The sequence below is a fragment of the Flavobacterium frigidum genome (genome assembly GCF_048286735.1).
Taxonomy (GTDB): Bacteria; Bacteroidota; Bacteroidia; order Flavobacteriales; family Flavobacteriaceae; genus Flavobacterium.
Genome location: NZ_JBLVPU010000014.1, coordinates 83,825 through 106,350, shown reverse-complemented (window position 1 = coordinate 106,350; position 22,526 = coordinate 83,825). Strand labels below are relative to the sequence as shown.

The following is a 22,526-nucleotide window of genomic DNA, read 5'->3' as shown; positions in this document are numbered from 1 at the left end:
AAGTCAAATTAAAATGAGGACATATAAAACAAAAAACACTTGCAAAAACGTTTTTGCAAGTGTTTAATTAAATATTTTTATCTAATAATCTGTATCGGTTATTCAGGACAAGACATAAAATTCGTGACGAAGTACTTATATTATTTATGGCTTTCGTGTACAGCGTCTACATTGATATGAGAAACAGCTATTTCTGTTAATTTTACGTCAGCATTTTTCTCTTCTTCAAGTGTTTTTGCAAGAAGCAAGGCGGCTTTTGTTTCACCAAGAGTAACTGCATACACTCGTAAAGTTCCGTAAGTTGCTATCTCATAGTGCTCTACTTTTTGTGCTGCGGAAATCATTGCGGCATCACGAACATCTCCAACTTTAGTTTCTTCGATAATTCCTTCAGCCTCTTCAAGTAGTCCCGCCATTGCATCGCATTTCTTGGCAACTGCTTTGAGACCCAAAGATTCAAATATTTTTTCCAAACGAGTAACGTGCTCTTCGGTCTCTTTCAAATGACTCTCGAACGCATGAATTAATTTTGAAGCCGTTGCGTTTTTTGCCATTTTAGGCAATGCTTTTGTTAATGCTTTTTCTGCCCAGTAAATATCTTTTAAGCCGTCTTCGAAAAAATCTCTTAAGTCTTTTGCTGCATCAGGTTTAGCTTTCACAACATCTTTTTTTGGCTCATCATTTTTTTTCTTGGCAGTTGTTACTGTCTTTTTTTTCTCTCCATCACGGACTTTTTCTAGCTGATCTGTTGTCGTTTTCATAACTTTTAAATTTAGAAATTAATTATGTTATTAGTTGAAAAACAAATTTAAAGATTAGTAAAATGTATTAGATACACAATTATTATAAATAGTTACAAAATTCACATTATTAGATATTTAGCTAGCTGTATAGCCAAAATTACAACTAGCTTTACAAAACAAATTGCAACTACAGCAGGTAAATAATAACAGGAAATCATAAAAAGTAATTCTCAAAAATAGCAATTGCAAAAATTAGTAAATGCTCCTTTATTACAAGAATCTTTAAAGCGGGAATGAGGAATTATTGAGATGAAAGTATACTGTAGTATTACAAACTATTTTTTATGCAAAAACATCTGCACTAGGTACAGATGTTTCAGTAAAAAAAAACTAGGCATCGAGAATAGTTTTCTACTAATCAGTTGCGCACACCGATTATTGCTATTCAGCAGCTACACTATTAACGATATTGAGCGCAACATCACTAAGTAAACAGTCCGCTTCTTTTTCTTCAGCCAGCGTTTGTGTCAGTAATTTTGCAGCATCATTTTCTCCAAGTGTTTTTGCAAAAGCAGATAAAGTGCCATAAGTTGCAATTTCATAGTGCTCAATTTTTTGCGAACTAGCGATAATACCTGCATCCCTAACAGCACCTGGCTGAGTACCTTCCAGAATACTGTCGCCTTCTTTTAGCAGTCCTGCCATAGCCTCACATTTTTTTCCTTCAACTTTTTCTCCAAGAAGATTAAAAACTTTTTCAAGTCTTGTCACTTGATTTTTAGTTACTACCACATGGTCTAAAATTGCACTTGCAAGGCTTGATGATGTAGCATTTTCGGCCATTTTTGGCAAAGCTGTAACAAGTGCGTTTTCTGCCCAATAAATATCCTTAAGGCTATCGATAAAAAAGTCTCTTAAATCTACAGCAGCATCTGTTGAAGGCACTACAGTACTATTTTTACTGTCTATCGTAGTGGGTTTACTATCAATAGTTTTTTCTGAATTTTTCATATTTTTATATTTGATCGTTAATTATATAAGTTTATTTCACGGTCCCAAAAACGATGCTCGCCCATAGCTGCTACAAAATCTTTTGCAAAAGTTTCGTCTGCAATAGCACTAGATAATAGGATTCCTGGATCATCGCTTCTCATTTTAGAGGCAAATGGCGCCGTTTTTATCAATTCGGTTGCTTTACCATCAGCGCCAATAACTTTACAATGTTTATAGGCATCGTTCAGGAATTCCATCACATCATCATTTGTCAGGAGTGTACTAAATCCTAATCCGTGTGGAATGTAAACAGCATCAAATAAAACTGAGGAGGAGGTCAGAAAACTGAAATCAGCAGCAATAGCTCCTTCTGAATCAGTGCGAACTGAACCTAGGTGTGGTGCAATTATGAAGCCTTTGGCATCTTCTTTTATAAGCGCATTTTTCATATTCATTACTGCTGCTTCCGAAACCCCATGCGCACAAATAATAGCCACTTTCCTCGAAGCAATGGTAGTTGAATTAGTTGGGTTTTTAAGCATAGAAAGTGCAGCAGACGATACAATTGATGACTCCACAGTACGGGATTCTTGCTGCCCTTTTATTTCGTTTTCTGGTGAAACGCCCTTGTTTAAAGGGGTTTCTAGTACAGTTGGGAGAGTAGCGCCTAGTCCTATAGCAACTTTTTCTGCCAGTTGTGTGTCTACTTGAGATAGAAGGCCTAACATTCGGATTCTTATAGCTGCAGTTTCTACTTTGCCTAGTTCAAAGCGTAAGGCTTTTACAATATGGCTTTTTTCTGTTGGTGTCTGACTGTTAAAAAATAATTTAGCCTGACCAAAATGGTCTGCAAAACTTTCGCTTCGTTCTCTAACTTTATGCGCATCTACACGCTCGTTGAAACTTGAAAATCCTCCTTCACTAATTTTGGCTTGGTAAGGACAACCTCCACCAAGTGAATTAGGATGATAACTTACACGTCCCATATTGATTTCCTGACGCATATGCCCATCCCGCTGATTGTTATGAACTGGCGCAATACTTCTATTGATTGGTATCTCATGAAAATTAGGACTGCCTAATCTAGATAGTTGTGTATCTGTGTAAGAAAACAATCTTCCTTGAAGCAACGGATCATTTGAGAAATCAATTCCAGGTACAACATGCCCGGGATGAAAAGCAATTTGTTCCGTCTCGGCAAAGAAATTATCAGGATTTTTATTGAGTACCATTCGACCCACAATAGTAACTGGTACTAGTTCTTCAGGAACGATTTTCGTTGGATCAAGTAAATCAAATTCATATTTGTGTTCCTCTGCTGCAGGAATTATTTGTACACCTAATTCCCATTCCGGAAAATTCCCAGTTTCAATTGCTTCCCATAAATCCTCTCTGTGAAAATCGGAATTCTTACCTGAAATTTTTTGCGCTTCATCCCATGCTACTGCATGAGTCCCTAATTTAGGTTTCCAATGGAATTTTACAAAACAAGACTCTCCAGCTTCATTGATTAGTCTAAAAGTGTGTACACCAAACCCTTCCATCATACGATAGCTTCGAGGAATTGCACGGTCAGACATCACCCACATAATCATGTGCATAGATTCAGGCATGAGAGAGATAAAATCCCAAAAGGTATCATGAGCAGAGCCTGCTTGAGGCATTTCATTATGAGGTTCTGGTTTCACTGCGTGAACGAGATCTGGGAATTTTGAAGCATCTTGTATAAAAAATACTGGAATATTATTTGCCACAAGATCATAGATTCCTTCCTGTGTGTAAAATTTAACAGCAAACCCTCTCGCGTCTCTTGCAAGATCAGTAGAACCTCTAGAACCAGCAACTGTTGAAAATCTTGCAAAAACGGGAGTTTTTAATCCTACTTCTTGCAAAAATCCAGCTTTAGTAAATTCAGGTATCGGATTTGTTACTTCAAAGAAACCATGTGCACCAGACCCTCGTGCATGTACTATTCTTTCAGGGATGCGTTCATGGTCAAAATGTGTAATTTTTTCTCTAAGAATAAAATCTTCAAGTAAGGAAGGTCCTCTTTCACCAGCTTTTAACGAATTATTGTCGTCATTGATGCGGACACCTTGATCGGTAGTCAGGAATTTGTTGGTTCCATCTGATTTGTTAAGAGACAAATCGCGCTGTTTTTCATCCTGTGAATTTTTCATTTAATAAAATGTTTTAGTTAAATATTTTGAAGTTGCCAGGACATTTCAAAATTTATACTTCTTTATTTCAACATTTAAAGCAAGTTAAATTCTTGAAATCTTCTATTAATTCAAATTTAATTCATATTCTCAGAATGTTTTTTATAGAATTATTTAATAAAATTATGCAATTACTACTTTTTGATATAATTTCAGATAGTGTTGTACTGATCTGATAACTAAAAGATTGAGTAGCTGTCTTTGCGGTATTTTTAAAACACAAATTCTCCTATCGGATCCGAAAGAATCAATACAACAACAGTTATTCCGCCTTTTTACAACGGAAAACAATTAGGATTGTGCATGGTTAAGACGATTTAATAATTAGGACCAATCAATTCTAGCATCCTATCAAATGTATGTATTACTTTAAGTTTCAAATCAATCAGCTACGAGTTTCAAATCTTTGAGTATAAGGTTCGAATTTTATTCCGTACCGTTTGCTTAACAAACCCAAAGTAAGCTGTTGTTTTTTTGTTTTTACACCTTTTGTATATTATAATTTCCTACATTTACGACTATTAAATACCACATTTTACAACACGTTGCCTTTTTTTGCAAATAAAAATGAAACGCGTTACTGTATAGATAAAATCCATAGTGGTTTCTTCTAGTGTTTAGAAATATTTTACAGAATTTAAAGCACTGTAAACGAGACGATACATCAGTACTAGATTGTAAAAACAAGTTTCTTACCAGCGGCACAGCACAGTTTCTAGAGAGCGATTGCAAAGGATAGGGTAGAGGTATCCATAAAAATTAAAGATTAAATAATTCATAATTATGGCGTTAAGCTGGAACGAGATTAAAGACAGAGCTGTTCGGTTTTCTAAAGAATGGAAAGATACCACCAATGAAGAAGCTGATGCTAAACCGTTTTTAGATGCTTTTTTTGAAGTTTTTGGGATAACTCGTAAAAAGATAGGGACTTTTGAGCACAGGGTAAAAAAACTCTCAGATGCAGATGGATATATAGATTTACTCTGGAAGGGAACCATCTTAGTTGAAATGAAAAGTCGGGGTAAAAACTTGGATAAAGCTTTTCAGCAGGCTATAGATTATACCCACGGATTAAAGCAAAACGAATTACCCAAATACGTTTTGGTTTGCGACTTTCATATTTTTAGGCTTTATGATACTGAGGAACAAACTACGGTACAGTTTACACTTGATGAATTAGTTCTCAACGTTCAAAGTTTTGGTTCCATACTTGGGTATCAAAAGAAAACCTATAAAGAACAAGACCCAGCGAATATAAAAGCGGCTGAATTGATGGGTAAACTGCACGACCGATTAGAAGAAATAGGGTATGAGGGGCATCCTTTAGAAGTGTATTTAGTTCGAATATTGTTTTGCTTGTTTGCAGAGGATACTACTATTTTTGACAAGCAACAACTACAAGATTACATTGAAGGCAGAACTGCCGAGGATGGAAGCGATCTAGCCTCTAAACTACAAGAATTATTTCAGGTTTTAAATACTCCAAAAGAAAAACGTTTTAAAAACTTAGACGAACAACTCAATGATTTTCCGTATGTGAACGGAAAATTGTTTGAAGAGATTCTTCCTATGGCTAGTTTTGATAGCAAAATGCGCCGTGCCTTACTAGAGTGTTGTTACATTGATTGGAGCAAAATATCGCCAGCCATTTTTGGTTCTATGTTTCAAAGTGTCATGAACCCTAAAGAGCGAAGAAATTTAGGAGCGCATTACACCAGTGAGAGTAATATCTTGAAATTAATTAAGCCTTTGTTTCTAGATGAACTTTGGACTGAGTTTGAAACCATAAAAAGCAATAAAAACAAACTTCTAGAATTTCATAAAAAAATTAGCCAACTCAAATTCCTTGATCCTGCCTGTGGTTGTGGGAACTTCTTAGTAATTACCTATAGAGATTTACGCTTACTGGAGCTAGAAGTATTGCGCGCTACTTATAAATCAGGTCAAGGCGTTCTTGATATTAGGGAAATCATGTGGCTTGATGTAGACATGATGTGCGGCATAGAATATGAAGAGTTCCCCGCTCGTATTGCCGAAGTAGCCATGTGGTTGATGGATCACCAAATGAATATGATGATAAGCAATGAATTTGGACAATATTTTGCCCGTTTGCCACTAAAAAAATCAGCGAAAATTGTTCATGGAAACGCATTAAGAATTGATTGGGAAGACGTTGTTTTAAAAAACGATCTATCTTATATTATTGGTAATCCACCATTTATTGGAAAAAAAGAGCAAAAACCTGAGCAGAAGGTTGACATGGAAAAACTTTTTTCAGATGTAAAAGGTGCAGGAGTTTTAGATTATGTTGCTGCATGGTATTTAAAAGCAGCTCAATATGTAGAAAACACAAAAATAAGCACTGCATTTGTATCTACTAATTCAATTGTTCAAGGTGAACAAGTTGGTCTTTTATGGAATTTGTTATTTAATAAATATCACATTAAAATTCATTTTGCACATCGAACTTTTAATTGGAGAAATGAAGCAAAAGGAAATGCTGCTGTCCATTGTGTAATTGTTGGTTTTGCAAATTATGACATCAATAATAAAAAAATTTTTGAATATGAAGATGTCAAATGTGAACCACATGAAATCCTTGTAAAAAATATAAATCCCTATTTAGTTGAAAGTAAAGATATTTTTATAGATGGTAGACGAAATCCAATATGTAATGTTCCTGAAATAAACTATGGTAGTTTTGCATTAGATGATGGTAATTATACTTTGTCATCAGAAGAAAGAGAGGAAATTTTAAGAGAAAATAAGGACTCTGAAAGCTTAATTTATAAATTTATAGGAGGTCGAGAGTTATTATACTCAGAAGATAGATATTGTCTATGGTTATTAAATGCAAACCCAATTGAAATAAAAAATAATTCAAAGATATTAGAGAGAGTTAATAATGTAAAGAATTGGAGGGCAAATAGTAATAGAACAACAACAAAAAAGTTAGCTGATACACCAACTATTTTTGCTGAAATTAGACAACCAAAAACAAATTATTTGGCATTCCCTACACTTACATCTGAAAATAGAAGATATATTCCAATTGCATTTTTAGACTCTTCTACAATTGCTTCAAACCAAATATATGTATTACCAAATGCGAATTTATTTCATTTTGGTGTCTTGACTTCAATAATGCATATGAATTGGATTAAAAATATTGGAGGAAAATTGGAAAGTAGATATAGATATTCATCAAGTATTGTTTATAACAATTATCCATAGCCAGAAAACCCAACTGAAAAACAAATAAAAACTATTGAAGAAAAAGCACAAAATGTGCTAGATGTTAGAGCAAGTTTTCCTAGTAGTTCCTTAGCTGATTTGTATAATCCGTTAACTATGCCTCCAGCTCTAGTTAAAGCACATAATGAGCTTGACAAAGCTGTTGACGCTGCATATAGCAAACAAGCATTTACAAGTGAAGCAAAGCGTATGGAGTTTTTATTTGAGTTGTACGAGAAATATACAGCTGGGCTGTTTGTGAAGGAGAAGAAGGGGAAGAAATTGGGATAGATTTACTTATATTTATGAGAAACATTAAAAGGATTATAGCATATTTCAAAAATCATGGTGTTTTTGTTTTATTACCACTATTGAGTTACGTTTTATTTAGCGTAATAATAAAATCAGAATTAACAGATTTTTACGCTTACAGTTATGCTTTTTTTTTCTATTTATTTCTGCTGTTTAGTGTTTTTTATTTTGTGACTTATCAAACTGAAAAAATATTTTCTCATATTGAAAATAGTAATGGAAGATTTAAGTTTTTGGCTCACACTTTAGGAATTGTATTTTTTCTGTCATTAACATTTTCATCTTATTACTGGTGTTTATTTGATTATAATTCAGAAAGTTTCCTTAATGTGAAAAAAGAAAGTGGTGTTTTTGTTTTTTTAGATTTTGTATTTTACAGTTTTGGTGTATTTGTAATGAATAACGCAAGTGAAATCAAAGTTAATAGTATGTATGCTAAACTTTTTGTAGGCACTGAAATGTTTACTGCTTTTATAACATTGATCCTCATTCTATCTAATTTTAAAGATTTAAAATTTAAATCGTAAAGAAAATTATACTGATTAAAAGTAAAGTTAAATCCAAATATATTTATATAATAGCCTAAAATATGAATTTTATAAAAACAAATCCAATAACAGTACTTTTAATACTTTTTAATGTTATAAGCTTTATTTTTATATTGCAAATAATGTTCGGTATCATACCATTATTCAGCACAAATACTTCAGAAACCAATGTAAAAAATATAAATAGTTTTGTACTAGCGGCATCTTATAGTACTTTGCCGGCTACTATATTCTATTTGTTTACAGTCACGTATCCTAATTTCATCAAAAAAAAAGAAGCTTTTAAGGTTATTCAACCTAGATTAGAGACCATAGTAAATTCACTTCATCATTCAGTAAAATATCTATTATTCAAAAGATTAAATATATTTACGGATAACATAAGTAAAAAGCTACTATTCTCAGATTTTGAAAATATACAAAGTCTAAATGCAGAGAAAATGGATATGAACTATAGGATTTTAGGTAAGCATGGAGTTTGGATTCCTTTCGGTTCTGGTGAGATAACAGAGATTCAGCATTTTGAAAGGGAGCGAAATCTTGTAAAAACCAAAATAGATGAAATATTTTCAATTCCATCAATTAAATATGTTGATGATGAGCTAATTGTGCTTTTGACACAATTGAAAGATTGTTGGTTTTATGCAGGTATTGATGCTCATCTTCAATACGGTGATAGAGTTAGTGTACAAAATTTTAATACAGGGGTACATGATTATTACCAATTATACATAAAATTATCACAGCATTTAACACCAATAAAGTTTCAAATTATTTACTAGATATAATTTTCAAATCATTGAATTACTTGTCGGTATGATAATGCTTTTTTTACACGTTGTGTTTCTGAAGATTATACTAGATTTTTTAAAATACTTTAATAATTAATAAACCCAATCAATCAAATTTGCAATCCGTGAACCCGATCGCTCGGATTTGCAATCCGTGACCAAATAGTATATCGATAAAGTGAGAAAAATTTGATGATATAAAAAAAGTGGTCTTGACAATTGGAATGCGCAGGGATTGAAAATCGTGTTATCGGATAAGAACATCAAATTAATTATTCAGTTAAAACTAAAATAGAAGAAATTAGTTAAAAACGTTTTTACTTAAAACCTCAACAGACGAAAGTATCAAAATAAAATATATCAATAGTATGTCAAAAAAAATCTTTGGAGCGCTTACGTTGCTTTCATCAATTGTTTGGTTCGGTTTTTTCATCAATGGAATAGATAGGAACCAAATTTATTTTATTTTTTTACTTACAGGTTTAGTAGACTTGCTACTTGTTGTAGGTACTAAATTCTGGAGAGATAGCTATTAACAAACTACAGTCATTACAGCTATGCGCATTGCATGTGTGCTTGTCAATTTACTACTTTCTTTTTTTCTTTTAAAAATTATGAAATCCGAAGTTGATTTAGATGATACAGACGATGTACTGTTATCGATTTTAATGTTTCTAGCCGTAGTTGCACCTTTAGCTTATTTATACAAAACTAAAAATAGAAAAAATTAAACATGATTAGTAAGTAGTTAGAAAGATATATTTTCACAATTATTAAAAAAAGTTTTTACCACAGATTTGCAGGATTAAAAAGATTTTTAAAATTTTATAACGAATTAATCTGCGTCAATCTGCGTCAATCTGTGGTAAAAAAATGTAGTATTTTATTAAAAAACGACATTAAATTTTAGTCGTTATTTACATAAAATTTCGTGATCGAAGTGATAATTTATTTAATACCAAACCATGACCAGATTAATTATAGCAATCGTTTTAAGTATTTCCACTTTTGTTGTCGGCCAAAATAAAAAAGCAGTAAGCCTACCCGAAAAAGACTTCGAAAAATTCTGGACCACGTTTAAAGACAATTATGCTTTTTTTGAATTGAAAGGGGTAAATTGGGATGGTGCCTACACCCAATATCGCAGTCAAGTCACTCCGAAAACTTCACAGGAAGAGTTAATAAACACCTTGGGTAAAATGGTAGATCCTTTGCAAGACGGTCACATAACCATCTCAATAGGAGATGAGGTGGTTTATAAAGCGAAACGACCTTCAGCCTTTAAGAAAGAATTTAAGGGAATCGAAAAAGACTTGTGGAAAACCGGTTTTGAAACATTACAAAATGAAAAATTTGCCGCAGTAAAAGGAATAGGTCCCGTAGTTAATGATGAACATTTGTATTATGCATCACAAAGCGATGGTATCGGTTACATCAGAATATCTCGCTGTTTTGGGACCATCGAGAGTTTGTATAGTTCTAAAAAGGAGGCTAAAGACGTTAAATTGATGCTTACCCTATTTGATAGTATTCTTAAGTCATTCGCTTCAACAAAAGGAATTATTATTGATTTAAGAGCAAATGGAGGTGGTCATGCGGGCGATTTGCTGGCAAAAAGGTTTGTTTTACAAAAAGGTATAACTCATTATAAATCAACCAAAGTTAGGGGCGACTACAAAACGTTTTCTCCATTACGACCAATTGTAATTACCCCAAATAAAGGCGTACAATATAGAAACCCAATTGTGATCTTGACCAATGATAAAACAGCCAGCTCTGCAGAGGATTTTACGCTCTCCTTGTACAAACAAAGTAATGTAACCACGATAGGAGCCAACACTTCAGGAATGTTATCAGATATGTTTGAATCGAAATTGTCGCACGATGTGTACTTTACATTGTCTAATGACAGTTACTACACAACGGATCGCATTTTACTCGAAGATCGTGGTGTTCCGGTTGAGATTGCTATGGTGAATACCAAAAATGATATTAGCTCTAAACGAGATCCGTTGATCATCAAAGCACTGGAAGTACTGCTAGCGAAAAAATAAGATTATTTCTTAACTTTCTGTGATGGCTAAGTTAGCATGTCCAATGAGGTAGTTTATAAAGAAAAAATCACAAAGCATAGAAGTATAAAATATAGTTGTTTGTGTATGTTTGTATAATGGCTATTAACTTGAAATGGCTGTTTTTAACATAATAATGTGTTATAATATATATGCTTTTGTATATATTTGTCATGTACAATTGTCAAACACAAATGCACATACGTTTTAAATCAAACTATATGATGGAATGCTTAACCGCTAAATCAAAAATTCAAGAAACCTTTAATGAGGTTACTGAATTAGCAAATCAAAAAAATGTCAAAGCTTTAAAACAAGAAGCTGTTGATAAATTTTTGGATAAAATTATAGTATTTACAACTTCTCTTGAAAATCAAACCAAAACGATATTAGATATTAATTCAAAATTAGAAAAATTATCTTGGGTAGATAACGTTGACGATGAATGTCTTGAATTAATAAAAGGATTGCTTGATAAATCAAACGCAGTTCATAAAAAACTAATTCGTACTTATGTAAGTATGAGTTGGGTTATTACCAAAGACATTGCCACCAAAGTAATGCGTAATTATAAAATCGCTTTAGACGATCTAAAAGAGCACAATCAAGATTTAGAAGATTTGTATTTTAACCTCCCTGCTGCTACTGAATTTGCTAAAAGAATAGAAATGTTAAGCAAATAATGGATGAATGTTTATTGTTCCAATAGTTTTATTGAAGAGTATCAAAAATTAATTAAAAAGAAACAATACAAAGATTTAGAAAAATTATTTTTAGAATTTTTTATAGATAACACTTTTGATATTGTTGCTACTGGAAATAGACTTTACGGTCCTGAACACATCCCTTTTCTTAAAAAAAGAATTCCCGATGCTGGAGGATATAGATTATATTTTCTTGCAGATTTTAATTCTGAAAACATTTACATTAATTATATTCATGCAAAAAGGCAACCCCTTGGATATGACAACATTGGTATAGAAAAGAAAAAAGAACTTCATGATGCTATTTTAATTGATCGTAATAACATCGCACTACTTTATAAATTAGAAAGATGTCCAGTGGAAAGAATTGCGGTATTTAAACCTTATGAACCACCAAAAAAATAATATGTAACATAAGAACAGAAATCTCTCCCTGTAAGGAGGGATTTTCTTATTTTTACAACTTAACCATAAAACTGATTCACCAACACACGCTAAAAGCAATTTGGGGATTAGGCTTAATTTGAAATTGGTTTTGTATTTGAAAGATTTGGCAAACCCAATGGCGCAAATTCGCAACCCAATCGCTCGGATTTGCAATCCGTGACCACATAGTATATTAATAAAGTGTAAAAAAAATTTGATGTTATAAAAAAATCGGTCTTGACAATTGGAATGTGAAGGGATTGCAAATCGTGTTATCGCAAATTGCAATATATTCATTTAGACCAAGTACCCCTGACCCAAGTTTGCCGTGTACTTCATTTGGCTAATTCCGCATCTTACTCATTTTATCAGGATTCAGGATCCTTAGAATACTCCCTTTTTTTTCAATCAGTCCTTCATTTTTAAATTCGGTTAGTGTGCGGCTTACAGTTTCTGCAGCTGTTCCTGCTAACGCCGCCAAGTCATCCCTGCTAACGCTTAACGTCTTTATTCCATCTTCGTGTTGTTGGTATAAACGTAGAATCGCTTCTGAAATCCTTTTCCGAACAGATTGGTAGGCAAGTTGCAAAAGATAGCCATCCTTTTTACGAATTTCATGGGATAAGATTTCAAGAAACTTTCCTGCAACATCTGGATACAGTCGCAACATTTCATCAAATTGTGTTTTAGGAAAAAAACACAAGCAACTGTCTTCTAGTGCTGTTGCAGTATCCTCGTGGGCATTATTAGAAAGAATAACGTTGATGCCAAGAAAATCTTCTGCTTGATAGATACCTGTCATCAATTCTCGGCCATCTTCTGCCATTTTCATGGTCTTAACTTTGCCTGACATTACAAGGTAAATCCCCGTGGCATGGTCTCCCTCGTAGTGAATAATCTGGTTTTTTTTGAACAACCTAGTTTTTCGCTCGGATATAATTTTTTTTAATTCAGTCAATCCATTCGTTTTTGAAACAAGGTGATCCAAATTCTCTAACGATTTACTGTAAAAAAGATGTTGACAGTCTTTTTTCTTCAACCTCGTTTCGATAGCATTTAAAAGTTCTAACCGGCCAAATGGTTTTGTTAGATAATCATCGGCACCCATTTCCATTCCTTTACGCAAATCAACTCGTTCTGATTTGGAAGTAATAAAAATAAACGGAATAGTTGTGGTTTCTGGATTTTTATTAAGAAGGTATAATACACCATATCCGTCTAGATCTGGCATCATTATATCAGAGAGAATAATATCGGGTAAATTCATAGTAGCCATTTCAACACCTTGTTTGCCATTTTTGGCCACAATTACGTCATAGTCGGCTAATTCAAGAATTTCAACTATATTTTCACTTATTTCTATGTTGTCTTCTATTACCAATACTTTGCTCATGTCATTGAAAATTTGAGTGTAAATAATGTTCCTTTATTTAGAGTACTGCTGTACGAAATAGTACCCTTCATTAGGGCAATATATCGAGCAACAATATTTAAACCGAGTCCAGTTCCAGGGATATTAGCTGTATTATGAGCCCTGAAAAAAGGTTCAAACAAATGTTTCTGATCTTCTTCTGGAATTCCTATTCCTTCATCTTTTACTTTAATAATACAATGGGTATCATTAATTTCAGTAGTAAAAGCAATACAACAGGTCTCCGCAGAATATTTTATAGCATTTGTAATTAAATTGATAATGCTGTTCTTAATTAAGTTTTGGTCCAGATTGATTAGTTTTTTAATGCCGAAGTGTTTAAATTGTATTTGCTGTTCACGTTTTGCCAGCAATTGCATCTCTTCTGTAATTTCTTCAGCTAATTGTACTAGGTCAAAACAAGTCTGATTTGCTTTCACTGTACCTACTTCTAATTGTTCTGTGTATAAAAAGTCATTTAATACAGTAGTTAGATTGGTCACAGCACTAATGATTTTTCTGGCATGTTTGGTAATATTGGTATTTTCTAATGGTTCGGCATATTTTTCTATTAGGGATGCTGATAAGTGTGCAGTACTTAACGGGGTTCGGAACTCATGAGAAGCCATTAATAAAAATCTATTTTTCAAAGTGCTGAGTATCTTTTCTTTCTCTAAAGTAGCGCTTACTTTTTCTTTTGATTTCTCCAAGGAACGTATCGTATCATTAAGGATCTCGGTCCTTTGTTCTACAAGCTCTTCTAAATGGTAAGCATAATTTTTCAAGTGTTCTTCATCTTTTTTTTGTTGGCTCAGGTCATGTATAAATCCTGCATATATCCTTCTGCCATCATAGTTTACTTCACTTACTCCTAATCTAAACGGAAATTGGTAACCCTCTTTAGTTTTTCCAATATGTTCTTTTCCAATTCCACTATTAAGAGCCTCTCCTGTCTCTCTATAATGTTTGATGTAGTCAGTATAAGCCTTCCTGTCTGGTGCCGGTATAAGCATCGTGATGTTATTTCCTAAAACCTCCTCTTCTAAATAGTCAAATAGTGCACAAGCTGATGGGTTTATACTTTCTATAGTTCCAAAATCATCAACAGTGATAATACCGTCTATAGCATTATGAACTAGGGCATGAAGTAAGGCAGCATTTTTCATAACTATTTATTTCCAAAAAGTATTGGCAATATGTAAATATGGTCTTTTTAAACCTACATATTATTACACAATTGACATTATAAATTATATAATTGACTCTTCTATAGTTTTACTTCTCTAGCAGCACTAATTAAGTGATATAGATCACTTATAATACTGCTTATTCTCATTTCAATTCAAGAGTATTTATTCCAATTTTGTGTTGATACAGAATGAATGCATCTTTTCATTCCAACTTATAAAAAATGAAAACCGATGAAATTTTACAAAAGGATGTCAGCAATGCATTAAAATGGAAATCTCCCATTTCTATTAGCAATATAATAGTAATCTCTAATGATGGAGTAGTCACACTTACAGGTGTAGTAGAGAATTATATAAAGAAAATACAAGCCGAAAATAGCACTAGGAAAATAGCTGGAGTAAAATCTGTAATTAATAAAATTGATGTGCTAATAAATAGTTGGGAGGGCAAAAAGGATGTTGCAATCACAGCCGAAATCCTTACTATTTTCAGATGGAATTGGCATACCATAAACGATACAATCAAAGTCAGTGTTATAAATGGATGGGTAACCCTCTTTGGAGAATTAGAATGGAACTATCAGAAAGAAGCTGCTAAAGAGGCAATTGTAAACCTTATTGGGGTCAAAGGGGTTAGCAATTACATCAGTATAAAATCACAAAGTGATACTGTAATTAACAGTACAGCTTTATGGCTCGCATTAGAAAACCATTACGAGCTGGATTCACAAAATATTGAAATAGAGGTATTAGATTCAAAAATAATTTTAAAAGGTACAGTTGATTCTTGGTATCAAAAAGAAATAGCAGGACGCATTGCATGGAAAACACCTGGCGTGATACATGTTAGTAATGAGTTAGTAATGGAAGCAGAATAAACTAAAAAAATTACAATGAAAACAATAAAAAAATTAGGCATTTGTATGGATCATGCCCATGCCCATCTTATTGAATTTTCGGATGAAATAAAAATCACAGATACAGTCTCACTTGATTTTGACCATCAGGACAAGAATGAAACGCTACATCGCAGTGAAAGTGAAATGAATAACAAACAACAGCAAAGAAAACATGGCTATTATAAAAAATTGGCAGCTATTATTAAAGATTTTACTGAGGTAGTTTTGCTTGGCCCTACCAATGCAAAGTCTGAATTATTTAATTTTTTAAGACAAAATCGTCTGTTTGACAGCATAAAGATTGATGTGATAAATGCTGATGAAATGTCTGATAAAAAACAACAGGAATTTGTTTCGGAGTATTTCAAGAAGGTTGATGTCAAAATGCATCAATAATTTCATTGCTATCCTATTTTTTTTAAATGGGTAAATCAAATTAAAGAAAAAATAAATGATACAAGTCAAAAAAGAAGGCGTACTACTCGAAAAAACAATTATCCCATTTGAAAATGAAGGAGTGCTAAATCCTGCAGCAATAAAAGAGGGCGATTTTGTACATCTTTTTTATCGAGCAGTGCGCAAAGGCAATCATTCAAGCATAGGGTATTGTAAACTAGAAGGTCCTTTATTAGTTGTGGACAGAAATAAATCACCTATTTTGTTCCCCGAATTTGACTATGAAAGTCATGGAATAGAAGACCCAAGGATAGTAAAAATAGAAGACACCTACTATTTAACGTATACCGGTTTTGATGGGATTAATGCTTTAGGATGTCTTGCTATTTCAAAAGATCTGATTCATTTTGAAAAAAAAGGAATTATAGTTCCACAGATTAGTTTTGAAAAATTTAATAGCCTTGCTGGAATGGACGTTCCTCTCAATGAAAAATATTTCCGCTACAACAGGCATAACGTTGAATTGGAGAAGCATCCAAAAAGATCACTGCTATGGGACAAGAATGTAATTTTTTTTCCAAGGAAAATAAAAGGAAAATTTTACTTGTTACACAGGATCAAACCAGAAATTCAGATTCTTGTTGGTATTGAAGATTTAAATGATTTAACAGAACTATTTTACGACGATTACATGGTCCATTTTAATGATCATGTTGTACTTACTTCAAAATTTGATCATGAAATCAGCTATGTTGGCGGTGGTTGTCCTCCTATAGAAACAGATCAGGGATGGCTAATTATATATCATGGTGTGAAGGATGGTCTGGATGGATACATTTATTCGGCCTGCGCTGCTTTACTGGATCTAGAAGATCCTAGAAAAGAAATCGCTCGCTTACCGTATCCTTTATTCAAACCAGAATTAGAATGGGAACTAAAAGGAGAGGTAAATAATGTTTGTTTTCCGAGTGGAGCAGTATTTTTTAACGATACTTTGTACATCTATTATGGTGCTGCAGATGAAAGAATTGCTTGTGCTTCGGTCTCTTTTTCAGGATTAATCAATGAATTATTACTTAATAAACTACACGATGATAAATAAAATAAGATCAAATCGCAACAATGGGTATTCAGGTCAAAATGGCAAATTTTTCAGTTTGGATAAAGTTTCAGTAAAAGACAAAGAGAAATTGCCCGAAATTTTATTTGTAACGACTTATCCACCACGTGAATGTGGGATTGCAACCTATTCACAAGATTTAATTTTGGCATTAAAAAACAAATTTAAAAACACTTTTGATGTTAAAATTGCAGCTCTGGAAATGCAAAACAACACGTATTCTTATACTGATGAGGTAACTTATTTTTTGGAAACGGATAATAAAATCTCTTACACTAAACTCGCAAATACCATTAATGTAAATCACTCCTTAGAATTGGTATTGATTCAGCACGAATTTGGTTTATTTAAAACCAATGAAGCAGATTTTATTCTTTTTTTAAAAGCGATAAATAAACCTATTATCATCGTATTTCATACGGTACTGCCTAATCCAGATATGCAACTGAAAAAAAACATAGCCGAAATGAATGCTATTGTTGACTCCTTTATAGTCATGACCCAAGCGTCTGCAAAGTTATTGGAACAGGATTACGGCATTTTAAAAAATAAGATTACTGTCATTCCACACGGAACACATTTGGTAAAATATATCGATAAAGAAGCTTTAAAAGAAAAATACAAATTATCAGGCAGAAAAATAATTTCTACATTTGGTTTGCTCAGCTCTGGAAAATCTATTGAAACCTCATTAGACGCAATGCCAGTAATTATTAATAAAAATCCAGATATTCTGTTTCTAATTATAGGCAAAACACACCCATCTGTTGTAAAAGAAGAAGGTGAAAAATACCGTCAAAGTCTGGAGCAAAAAATAGAAATACTCGGTCTGCAGCATCATGTAAAATTCATAAATACGTATTTACCGCTCGAGGAATTACTCGACTATTTACAGCTAACAGATATTTACCTTTTTACCTCAAAAGATCCAAATCAGGCCGTAAGTGGTACTTTTTCTTATGCTATAAGTTGTGGTTGTCCAGTGATTTCCACTCCTATACCGCACGCTAGTGAATTATTAATGAGCGGTGGAGGTACTATTATTGACTTTGGAAATTCAGTACAATTAGAAAAAAAAGTAGCCATTTTATTAGATAATCCAAAGTTATGTAAGGAAATTTCAAATAATGGGATTCATAAAATGGCACCAACGGCTTGGGAAAATTCGGCTATTGCGCATACTAAATTATTTGAAAAATTTTTGCAGAAAAAATTAAAGCTAAATTATAGAACGCCTAAAATAAACCTCAGCCATTTCAAGGCATTAACGAGTCCATTTGCAATGATACAGTTTTCGATCATTAATCAACCAGATTTAAATAGTGGGTATACGCTCGATGATAATGCAAGAGCTCTAGTTGCAATGTGCCAGCATTTTGAATTAACAAATGATAGTGAAGACCTAATTTATATTGATAAATACTACCATTTTATCCACTTTTGTCAACAAAAAGACGGCACATTTTTGAATTATGTAAACGAACAAAAAAAATTCACAGACCAAAATAGTGAAAACTTAGAGGATTCTAACGGAAGAGCCATATGGGCTTTAGGATTTATGATTTCTATGAGTAATTTATTGCCCAAAACATTAATCTTAGAAGCAAGAAAAACAATGCAGTCTGCTTTAGCTAATACTCATAAAATGCACTCTACAAGGGCAATGGCTTTTACAATAAAAGGAATCTATTACGCTAATAAAAAGGAAATGTGTTTTGAAAATAAAGCATTGATAAAACTATTGGCTAACCGATTGGTTCAAATGTATAAACACGAATCAAAACCAGGCTGGCATTGGTTTGAGAGCTATATGACGTATGGAAACAGCATTCTGCCTGAAGCCATACTTTGTGCTTATCTGGCTACAGGCGAAGTGATTTACAAAGGAATAGCAAAAACGTCTTTCGATTTTTTATTATCAAAAACAATTACCGAAAATAGTATTAAAGTCATTTCTAATAAGGGATGGTTGCACAATAACAAAGCAGTTCATACAGAAGTAATTGGAGGCGAGCAACCCATTGATGTCGCCTATACCATCTTGGCATTAGCTAAATTTAATGACACTTTTAAAAATAATGCCTACCTACAGAAAATGGAAATGGCTTTCAGTTGGTTTCTAGGAAACAATCATCTCCAACAAATTATATACAATCCATGTACTGGTGGATGTTATGACGGTTTGGAAGAAGATTACATCAACCTCAATCAAGGTGCAGAATCAACTGTTAGTTATCTTATGGCCCGACTTACAGTCGAAAAATGCAGACGAGAAATGCAAAACAATAAGACAAATACGCTTCATAGTCATAATCATAGTTTGACAGTTGCCAATTAGAACGCATTTGTAAACAAGTACACTCTTAAAAAGAGTTTTTGCTACAGATTAAAAGGATTAAAAAGATTTTTTAAAATTACTTAACGAATTAATCTATGCTAATCTGTGGCAAATAAATTTAGTGTTTTTTTTAAACAAGACATTAAATTTTAGCCATTACTAAAAGGAATAACATTCATCAATACATCTAAATAGTATGAAAAATAAAAACACATTATCAAAATCCTCCAAAAAGGAGATAGAAAATGTAGCAGCATTAAACTATCCTCCCAGTGAAGATATTTTTAATAAGCTAACTGAAGCAAAAGATATTGATCCAGAAGACATCACCAAAAATAAGACGCCAAATGAACCTAGAAATTCTAAATGGAATGAAAAGAATTTTAATGAAGATGTTTCAGGTTTAGATTTAGATATTCCTGGATCTGAACTCGATGACGATATGGAACAAACAGGAAGTGAGGATGAAGAGAATAATGGTTACAGTTTGGGTGATGATAATCGTAAGTAATAGGATGTAGACAATATTGAGGAATAGATTCTTGGATATATTTTTGGTAGGATTTCTATAAATAAGCAACATTTAAAATGTTTAAATCAGCATCCAAAGTATATTTTCGGGGCAAACCTGTTGGGATATTGATTTTTTCAATATCCTTTGGACTGATGTTTTCTAAATACATCATTACTGCTCTTAAACTATTGCCGTGGGTAACAAGGAGTACATTTTTGCCAGCTCTTAATTTGGATTCAATTTCAGTTTTGTAATACGCAACCGTTCTGTCAAAGGTCGAAGCCAAACTTTCTCCATCGGGCGGACAAATAGCATAACTTCTACGCCATATTTCTACCTGTTCTGTGCCATATTTCTTTGCAATTTCAGCTTTGTTTAGGCCCTGTAAACTGCCATACATTCTTTCATTGAGAGCACTATTTTTCACCACTGGTATTTCGGTTTGCCCTAGTACTTCAAGAATGATTCGCAAACTTTTCCGCGCTCTTATTAGCATTGACGTATACGCTATTTCAAATTTGTAGTCTTTGAGTTTTTCTCCTGCCCGTCTTACTTCTTCCTCTCCCAAAGGGGTAAGATCTATATCGATAGTTCCGGTAAATCGATTTTCCAGATTATAAACAGATTGTCCATGGCGGACTAGTATTAAAATAGACATAAGCTGCTGAATTATTGAATAGCAACAAAGTTGCAACATCGTATACCATTTAAAAATGTAGATTGTAGGTATTATAAGTGATAAAAATCACTTTGCCATCACGATCTCAAATAAATGTTTTATATCATTTTTTCAGTTGGGTATTATCATTTCCTGACAGGAAAATATGGCTCAAATTTGCACCTATAAAAGGTAACCTTTGCAGGTAGGAAAGGTTATATAAACTTAAAAAAAAAGCGATTATAAAATATTTCTGCTTCGGTAATCAGCAGTGCAGTCTAGATAAATGGGAACGAAATCATAGCACGCACACGAGTAGAAATCTATAGAAATTTACAAATTAATAATCCCATTAAAAAATGAAAATAGCGATCTTCAATACTAAATATTACGAACGTGAATATCTTGACAAATATAATGTTTATGGTAAGCATCAACTCACTTATTTTGAAGCACCACTCAACGCAGCAACAGTAGCTATGGTAAAAGACTTTAATGCAGTTTGCATACAATTGACAGATAAACTAGATGCTAATGTAATGGGTCAACTTGCAAAAGCAGGAATAAAACTGATCGACTTGCGCAGCGCAGGCTATGATAATGTTGACTTGGAGGCTGCTGCAAATAATAAAATAAAAGTGATGCGCGTACCGGCTTATTCACCTCAAGCAATTGCAGAACATGCCACGGCACTAATCTTGACACTCGACAGGAAAACACATAAAGCCTACAATAGGGTTCGGGAAAATAATTTTTCTCTTCAAAATCTAATGGGTTTTAACTTATTTGGGAAAACGGTTGGAGTTATAGGAACAGGAAAAATTGGAACGGCTTTTTGCTTTATAATGCTTGGTTTTGGCTGTAAGGTTATTGCAAATGACAGTATAAAATCTAAAACATTAATTCAAAAAGGAGTACAATATGTCACTTTTGAAAAGCTATTAGCACTATCTGATATTATTTCTATTCATTGTCCTTTGAACCCAAAAACAAAACATCTTTTTAATAGTATTGCTTTCTCAAAAATTAAAAAAGGAATGATGCTTATCAATACAAGCAGAGGAGCAATCATCAATACAAAAGACGCTATCGAAGCACTTAAAACGGCACAAATTGGATATTTGGGTATTGATGTGTATGAAGGTGAAGACACTATCTTCTTTAAGGATTTATCAGATACAATTATAAAAGACGACCAAATCGAAAGATTAATGTCTTTCAATAATGTTCTAATTACACCGCACCAAGCTTTCTTTACAAAGGAAGCTTTAGATGAAATTGCTAGAATAACAATTCATAATTTCGATTCATTTGAAGATAAGGTTATGTCAGAAAATGAAGTAGCGTTCCCCGTACAAAAACTACTGCTGAATTAACAGTAAAGTAATGAAAATCATTTTTTTAAAAACGCTAGGTCATTTGAAGCTTTACAGACATGATGCACCTTTGTATTCAATCTCAAACTAAATTTTTCATAATGAAAAGCAATGAAGAGTTACAGAAAAACGTTGTAGATGCCATCAATTGGGAACCTCTTTTAAAAGCTGCTGAAATTGGAGTCCTAGTAAATAAAGGTATGGTAACACTTACTGGTTCGGTAAATACCTATGCCAAAAAAGCCGAAGCTGAACAAGCGGCCAAAAATGTAGCTGGGGTTAGAACAGTGATCGAAGACATTAAAGTGGTTTGTAATACTAAGGACAAAAGAACTGATGCTGAAATTCTAACGGCTATTGAAACTGCCTTCAAGTGGCATTGGGATATCCCAACCGAAAAAATTTCAGTTATTGTAAAGAGCGGATGGGTATTTTTGAGCGGTGAAATCGAATGGAACTACCAGAAAGAAGCTAGTAAAAATGCACTCAACAACCTTATTGGAATTACAGGAATAACTAATAACATCAGTATCATTTCCTTATCAAAGGATACAAACAAAAAAAAGACGTTGAAATAGCTAT

At 33.1% G+C, this 22,526-nt stretch carries 19 protein-coding genes and 1 pseudogene; 14 read left to right on the top strand and 6 right to left on the bottom strand.

Translation table 11 applies throughout. From position 1 onward, the window contains the following. Positions 1-140 precede the first annotated feature (140 nt). The 3 genes from ACNQGO_RS09870 to ACNQGO_RS09860 all read right to left on the bottom strand — a co-directional run bounded on the left by ACNQGO_RS09870 (position 141) and on the right by ACNQGO_RS09860 (position 3,916). A complete protein-coding gene (locus tag ACNQGO_RS09870; protein WP_417944025.1) occupies positions 141-761 on the bottom strand; it encodes a YciE/YciF ferroxidase family protein in 621 nt (206 codons plus the stop codon). Between the two features lie 423 nt (positions 762-1,184). Continuing rightward, positions 1,185-1,754: a YciE/YciF ferroxidase family protein gene (locus ACNQGO_RS09865; RefSeq protein WP_417985153.1), complete on the bottom strand. Its 570-nt coding sequence runs from the start codon at positions 1,752-1,754 to the stop codon at positions 1,185-1,187. A gap of 17 nt (positions 1,755-1,771) precedes the next feature. Then, positions 1,772-3,916 (bottom strand): catalase, encoded by a 2,145-nt coding sequence (locus tag ACNQGO_RS09860; RefSeq protein WP_417985152.1) that lies wholly within the window; start codon positions 3,914-3,916, stop codon positions 1,772-1,774. Between the two features lie 822 nt (positions 3,917-4,738). Here ACNQGO_RS09860 and ACNQGO_RS09855 point away from each other — a divergent pair. The 7 genes and pseudogenes from ACNQGO_RS09855 (at position 4,739) to ACNQGO_RS09825 (ending at position 12,021) form a co-directional block, all read left to right on the top strand. After that, positions 4,739-7,480 (top strand): annotated as a pseudogene (locus tag ACNQGO_RS09855) (class I SAM-dependent DNA methyltransferase). A gap of 14 nt (positions 7,481-7,494) precedes the next feature. Next, positions 7,495-8,028, top strand: a complete 534-nt coding sequence (locus ACNQGO_RS09850) for a hypothetical protein (protein ID WP_417985151.1) — start codon at positions 7,495-7,497, stop codon at positions 8,026-8,028. A gap of 143 nt (positions 8,029-8,171) precedes the next feature. Next, a complete protein-coding gene (locus ACNQGO_RS09845; protein ID WP_417948006.1) occupies positions 8,172-8,831 on the top strand; it encodes a hypothetical protein in 660 nt (219 codons plus the stop codon). Positions 8,832-9,208: 377 nt separating this feature from the next. Continuing rightward, positions 9,209-9,376, top strand: a complete 168-nt coding sequence (locus ACNQGO_RS09840) for a hypothetical protein (protein ID WP_417948005.1) — start codon at positions 9,209-9,211, stop codon at positions 9,374-9,376. A 429-nt stretch (positions 9,377-9,805) separates the two neighbouring features. After that, a complete protein-coding gene (locus tag ACNQGO_RS09835; protein WP_417985150.1) occupies positions 9,806-10,894 on the top strand; it encodes a S41 family peptidase in 1,089 nt (362 codons plus the stop codon). A 239-nt stretch (positions 10,895-11,133) separates the two neighbouring features. Continuing rightward, the gene (locus ACNQGO_RS09830; protein WP_417985149.1) at positions 11,134-11,595 is read left to right on the top strand and encodes a hypothetical protein; all 462 of its coding nucleotides are present in this window, start codon (positions 11,134-11,136) and stop codon (positions 11,593-11,595) included. A gap of 3 nt (positions 11,596-11,598) precedes the next feature. Next, complete coding sequence (locus ACNQGO_RS09825; protein WP_417979152.1) at positions 11,599-12,021, top strand: hypothetical protein; 423 nt, start codon at positions 11,599-11,601, stop codon at positions 12,019-12,021. Between the two features lie 364 nt (positions 12,022-12,385). Here ACNQGO_RS09825 and ACNQGO_RS09820 read toward each other — a convergent pair whose 3' ends face one another. After that, positions 12,386-13,435 carry a response regulator gene (locus ACNQGO_RS09820; RefSeq protein WP_417985148.1) on the bottom strand — a complete coding sequence of 350 codons (1,050 nt, stop codon included), beginning with the start codon at positions 13,433-13,435 and terminating at the stop codon, positions 12,386-12,388. Beyond that, positions 13,432-14,619, bottom strand: a complete 1,188-nt coding sequence (locus tag ACNQGO_RS09815) for a PAS domain-containing sensor histidine kinase (RefSeq protein ID WP_417985147.1) — start codon at positions 14,617-14,619, stop codon at positions 13,432-13,434. Before ACNQGO_RS09815 ends, ACNQGO_RS09820 begins: the two co-directional genes overlap by 4 nt. 245 nt (positions 14,620-14,864) lie before the next feature. Between ACNQGO_RS09815 and ACNQGO_RS09810 the strand changes: the two genes are divergently transcribed. The 5 genes from ACNQGO_RS09810 to ACNQGO_RS09790 all read left to right on the top strand — a co-directional run bounded on the left by ACNQGO_RS09810 (position 14,865) and on the right by ACNQGO_RS09790 (position 19,907). Next, entirely contained in the window at positions 14,865-15,521 is a 657-nt protein-coding gene (locus tag ACNQGO_RS09810) for a BON domain-containing protein (protein WP_417985146.1), read from the top strand. Positions 15,522-15,536: 15 nt separating this feature from the next. Further along, positions 15,537-15,938 carry a hypothetical protein gene (locus ACNQGO_RS09805; protein ID WP_417985145.1) on the top strand — a complete coding sequence of 134 codons (402 nt, stop codon included), beginning with the start codon at positions 15,537-15,539 and terminating at the stop codon, positions 15,936-15,938. 55 nt (positions 15,939-15,993) lie between these two features. Beyond that, positions 15,994-17,040 carry a glycoside hydrolase family 130 protein gene (locus ACNQGO_RS09800; RefSeq protein ID WP_417985144.1) on the top strand — a complete coding sequence of 349 codons (1,047 nt, stop codon included), beginning with the start codon at positions 15,994-15,996 and terminating at the stop codon, positions 17,038-17,040. Then, positions 17,030-19,396 carry a glycosyltransferase gene (locus ACNQGO_RS09795; protein WP_417985143.1) on the top strand — a complete coding sequence of 789 codons (2,367 nt, stop codon included), beginning with the start codon at positions 17,030-17,032 and terminating at the stop codon, positions 19,394-19,396. The genes ACNQGO_RS09800 and ACNQGO_RS09795 overlap by 11 nt, the downstream gene beginning before the upstream one ends. Before the next feature lie 196 nt (positions 19,397-19,592). Then, positions 19,593-19,907 carry a hypothetical protein gene (locus tag ACNQGO_RS09790; protein ID WP_417985142.1) on the top strand — a complete coding sequence of 105 codons (315 nt, stop codon included), beginning with the start codon at positions 19,593-19,595 and terminating at the stop codon, positions 19,905-19,907. A gap of 55 nt (positions 19,908-19,962) precedes the next feature. Here ACNQGO_RS09790 and ACNQGO_RS09785 read toward each other — a convergent pair whose 3' ends face one another. Continuing rightward, positions 19,963-20,568, bottom strand: a complete 606-nt coding sequence (locus tag ACNQGO_RS09785; RefSeq protein ID WP_417985141.1) for a 2,3-bisphosphoglycerate-dependent phosphoglycerate mutase — start codon at positions 20,566-20,568, stop codon at positions 19,963-19,965. Between the two features lie 359 nt (positions 20,569-20,927). On the opposite strand from ACNQGO_RS09785, the gene ACNQGO_RS09780 reads away from it, so the two are divergent. Both ACNQGO_RS09780 and ACNQGO_RS09775 read left to right on the top strand, forming a co-directional pair. Then, a complete protein-coding gene (locus ACNQGO_RS09780; RefSeq protein WP_417985140.1) occupies positions 20,928-21,944 on the top strand; it encodes a 2-hydroxyacid dehydrogenase in 1,017 nt (338 codons plus the stop codon). Between the two features lie 101 nt (positions 21,945-22,045). After that, on the top strand, positions 22,046-22,522 hold the full coding sequence (locus ACNQGO_RS09775) for a BON domain-containing protein (protein ID WP_417985139.1): 477 nt from the start codon (positions 22,046-22,048) through the stop codon (positions 22,520-22,522). Positions 22,523-22,526 lie beyond the last annotated feature (4 nt).

Coding starts and splice junctions, on each gene's coding strand:
- ACNQGO_RS09870 (WP_417944025.1), bottom strand. CDS start 761: ATGAAAACGACAACAGATCAGCTAGAAAAAGTCCGTGATGGAGAGAAA.
- ACNQGO_RS09865 (WP_417985153.1), bottom strand. CDS start 1,754: ATGAAAAATTCAGAAAAAACTATTGATAGTAAACCCACTACGATAGAC.
- ACNQGO_RS09860 (WP_417985152.1), bottom strand. CDS start 3,916: ATGAAAAATTCACAGGATGAAAAACAGCGCGATTTGTCTCTTAACAAA.
- ACNQGO_RS09850 (WP_417985151.1), top strand. CDS start 7,495: ATGAGAAACATTAAAAGGATTATAGCATATTTCAAAAATCATGGTGTT.
- ACNQGO_RS09845 (WP_417948006.1), top strand. CDS start 8,172: ATGTTCGGTATCATACCATTATTCAGCACAAATACTTCAGAAACCAAT.
- ACNQGO_RS09840 (WP_417948005.1), top strand. CDS start 9,209: ATGTCAAAAAAAATCTTTGGAGCGCTTACGTTGCTTTCATCAATTGTT.
- ACNQGO_RS09835 (WP_417985150.1), top strand. CDS start 9,806: ATGACCAGATTAATTATAGCAATCGTTTTAAGTATTTCCACTTTTGTT.
- ACNQGO_RS09830 (WP_417985149.1), top strand. CDS start 11,134: ATGATGGAATGCTTAACCGCTAAATCAAAAATTCAAGAAACCTTTAAT.
- ACNQGO_RS09825 (WP_417979152.1), top strand. CDS start 11,599: ATGAATGTTTATTGTTCCAATAGTTTTATTGAAGAGTATCAAAAATTA.
- ACNQGO_RS09820 (WP_417985148.1), bottom strand. CDS start 13,435: ATGAGCAAAGTATTGGTAATAGAAGACAACATAGAAATAAGTGAAAAT.
- ACNQGO_RS09815 (WP_417985147.1), bottom strand. CDS start 14,619: ATGAAAAATGCTGCCTTACTTCATGCCCTAGTTCATAATGCTATAGAC.
- ACNQGO_RS09810 (WP_417985146.1), top strand. CDS start 14,865: ATGAAAACCGATGAAATTTTACAAAAGGATGTCAGCAATGCATTAAAA.
- ACNQGO_RS09805 (WP_417985145.1), top strand. CDS start 15,537: ATGAAAACAATAAAAAAATTAGGCATTTGTATGGATCATGCCCATGCC.
- ACNQGO_RS09800 (WP_417985144.1), top strand. CDS start 15,994: ATGATACAAGTCAAAAAAGAAGGCGTACTACTCGAAAAAACAATTATC.
- ACNQGO_RS09795 (WP_417985143.1), top strand. CDS start 17,030: ATGATAAATAAAATAAGATCAAATCGCAACAATGGGTATTCAGGTCAA.
- ACNQGO_RS09790 (WP_417985142.1), top strand. CDS start 19,593: ATGAAAAATAAAAACACATTATCAAAATCCTCCAAAAAGGAGATAGAA.
- ACNQGO_RS09785 (WP_417985141.1), bottom strand. CDS start 20,568: ATGTCTATTTTAATACTAGTCCGCCATGGACAATCTGTTTATAATCTG.
- ACNQGO_RS09780 (WP_417985140.1), top strand. CDS start 20,928: ATGAAAATAGCGATCTTCAATACTAAATATTACGAACGTGAATATCTT.
- ACNQGO_RS09775 (WP_417985139.1), top strand. CDS start 22,046: ATGAAAAGCAATGAAGAGTTACAGAAAAACGTTGTAGATGCCATCAAT.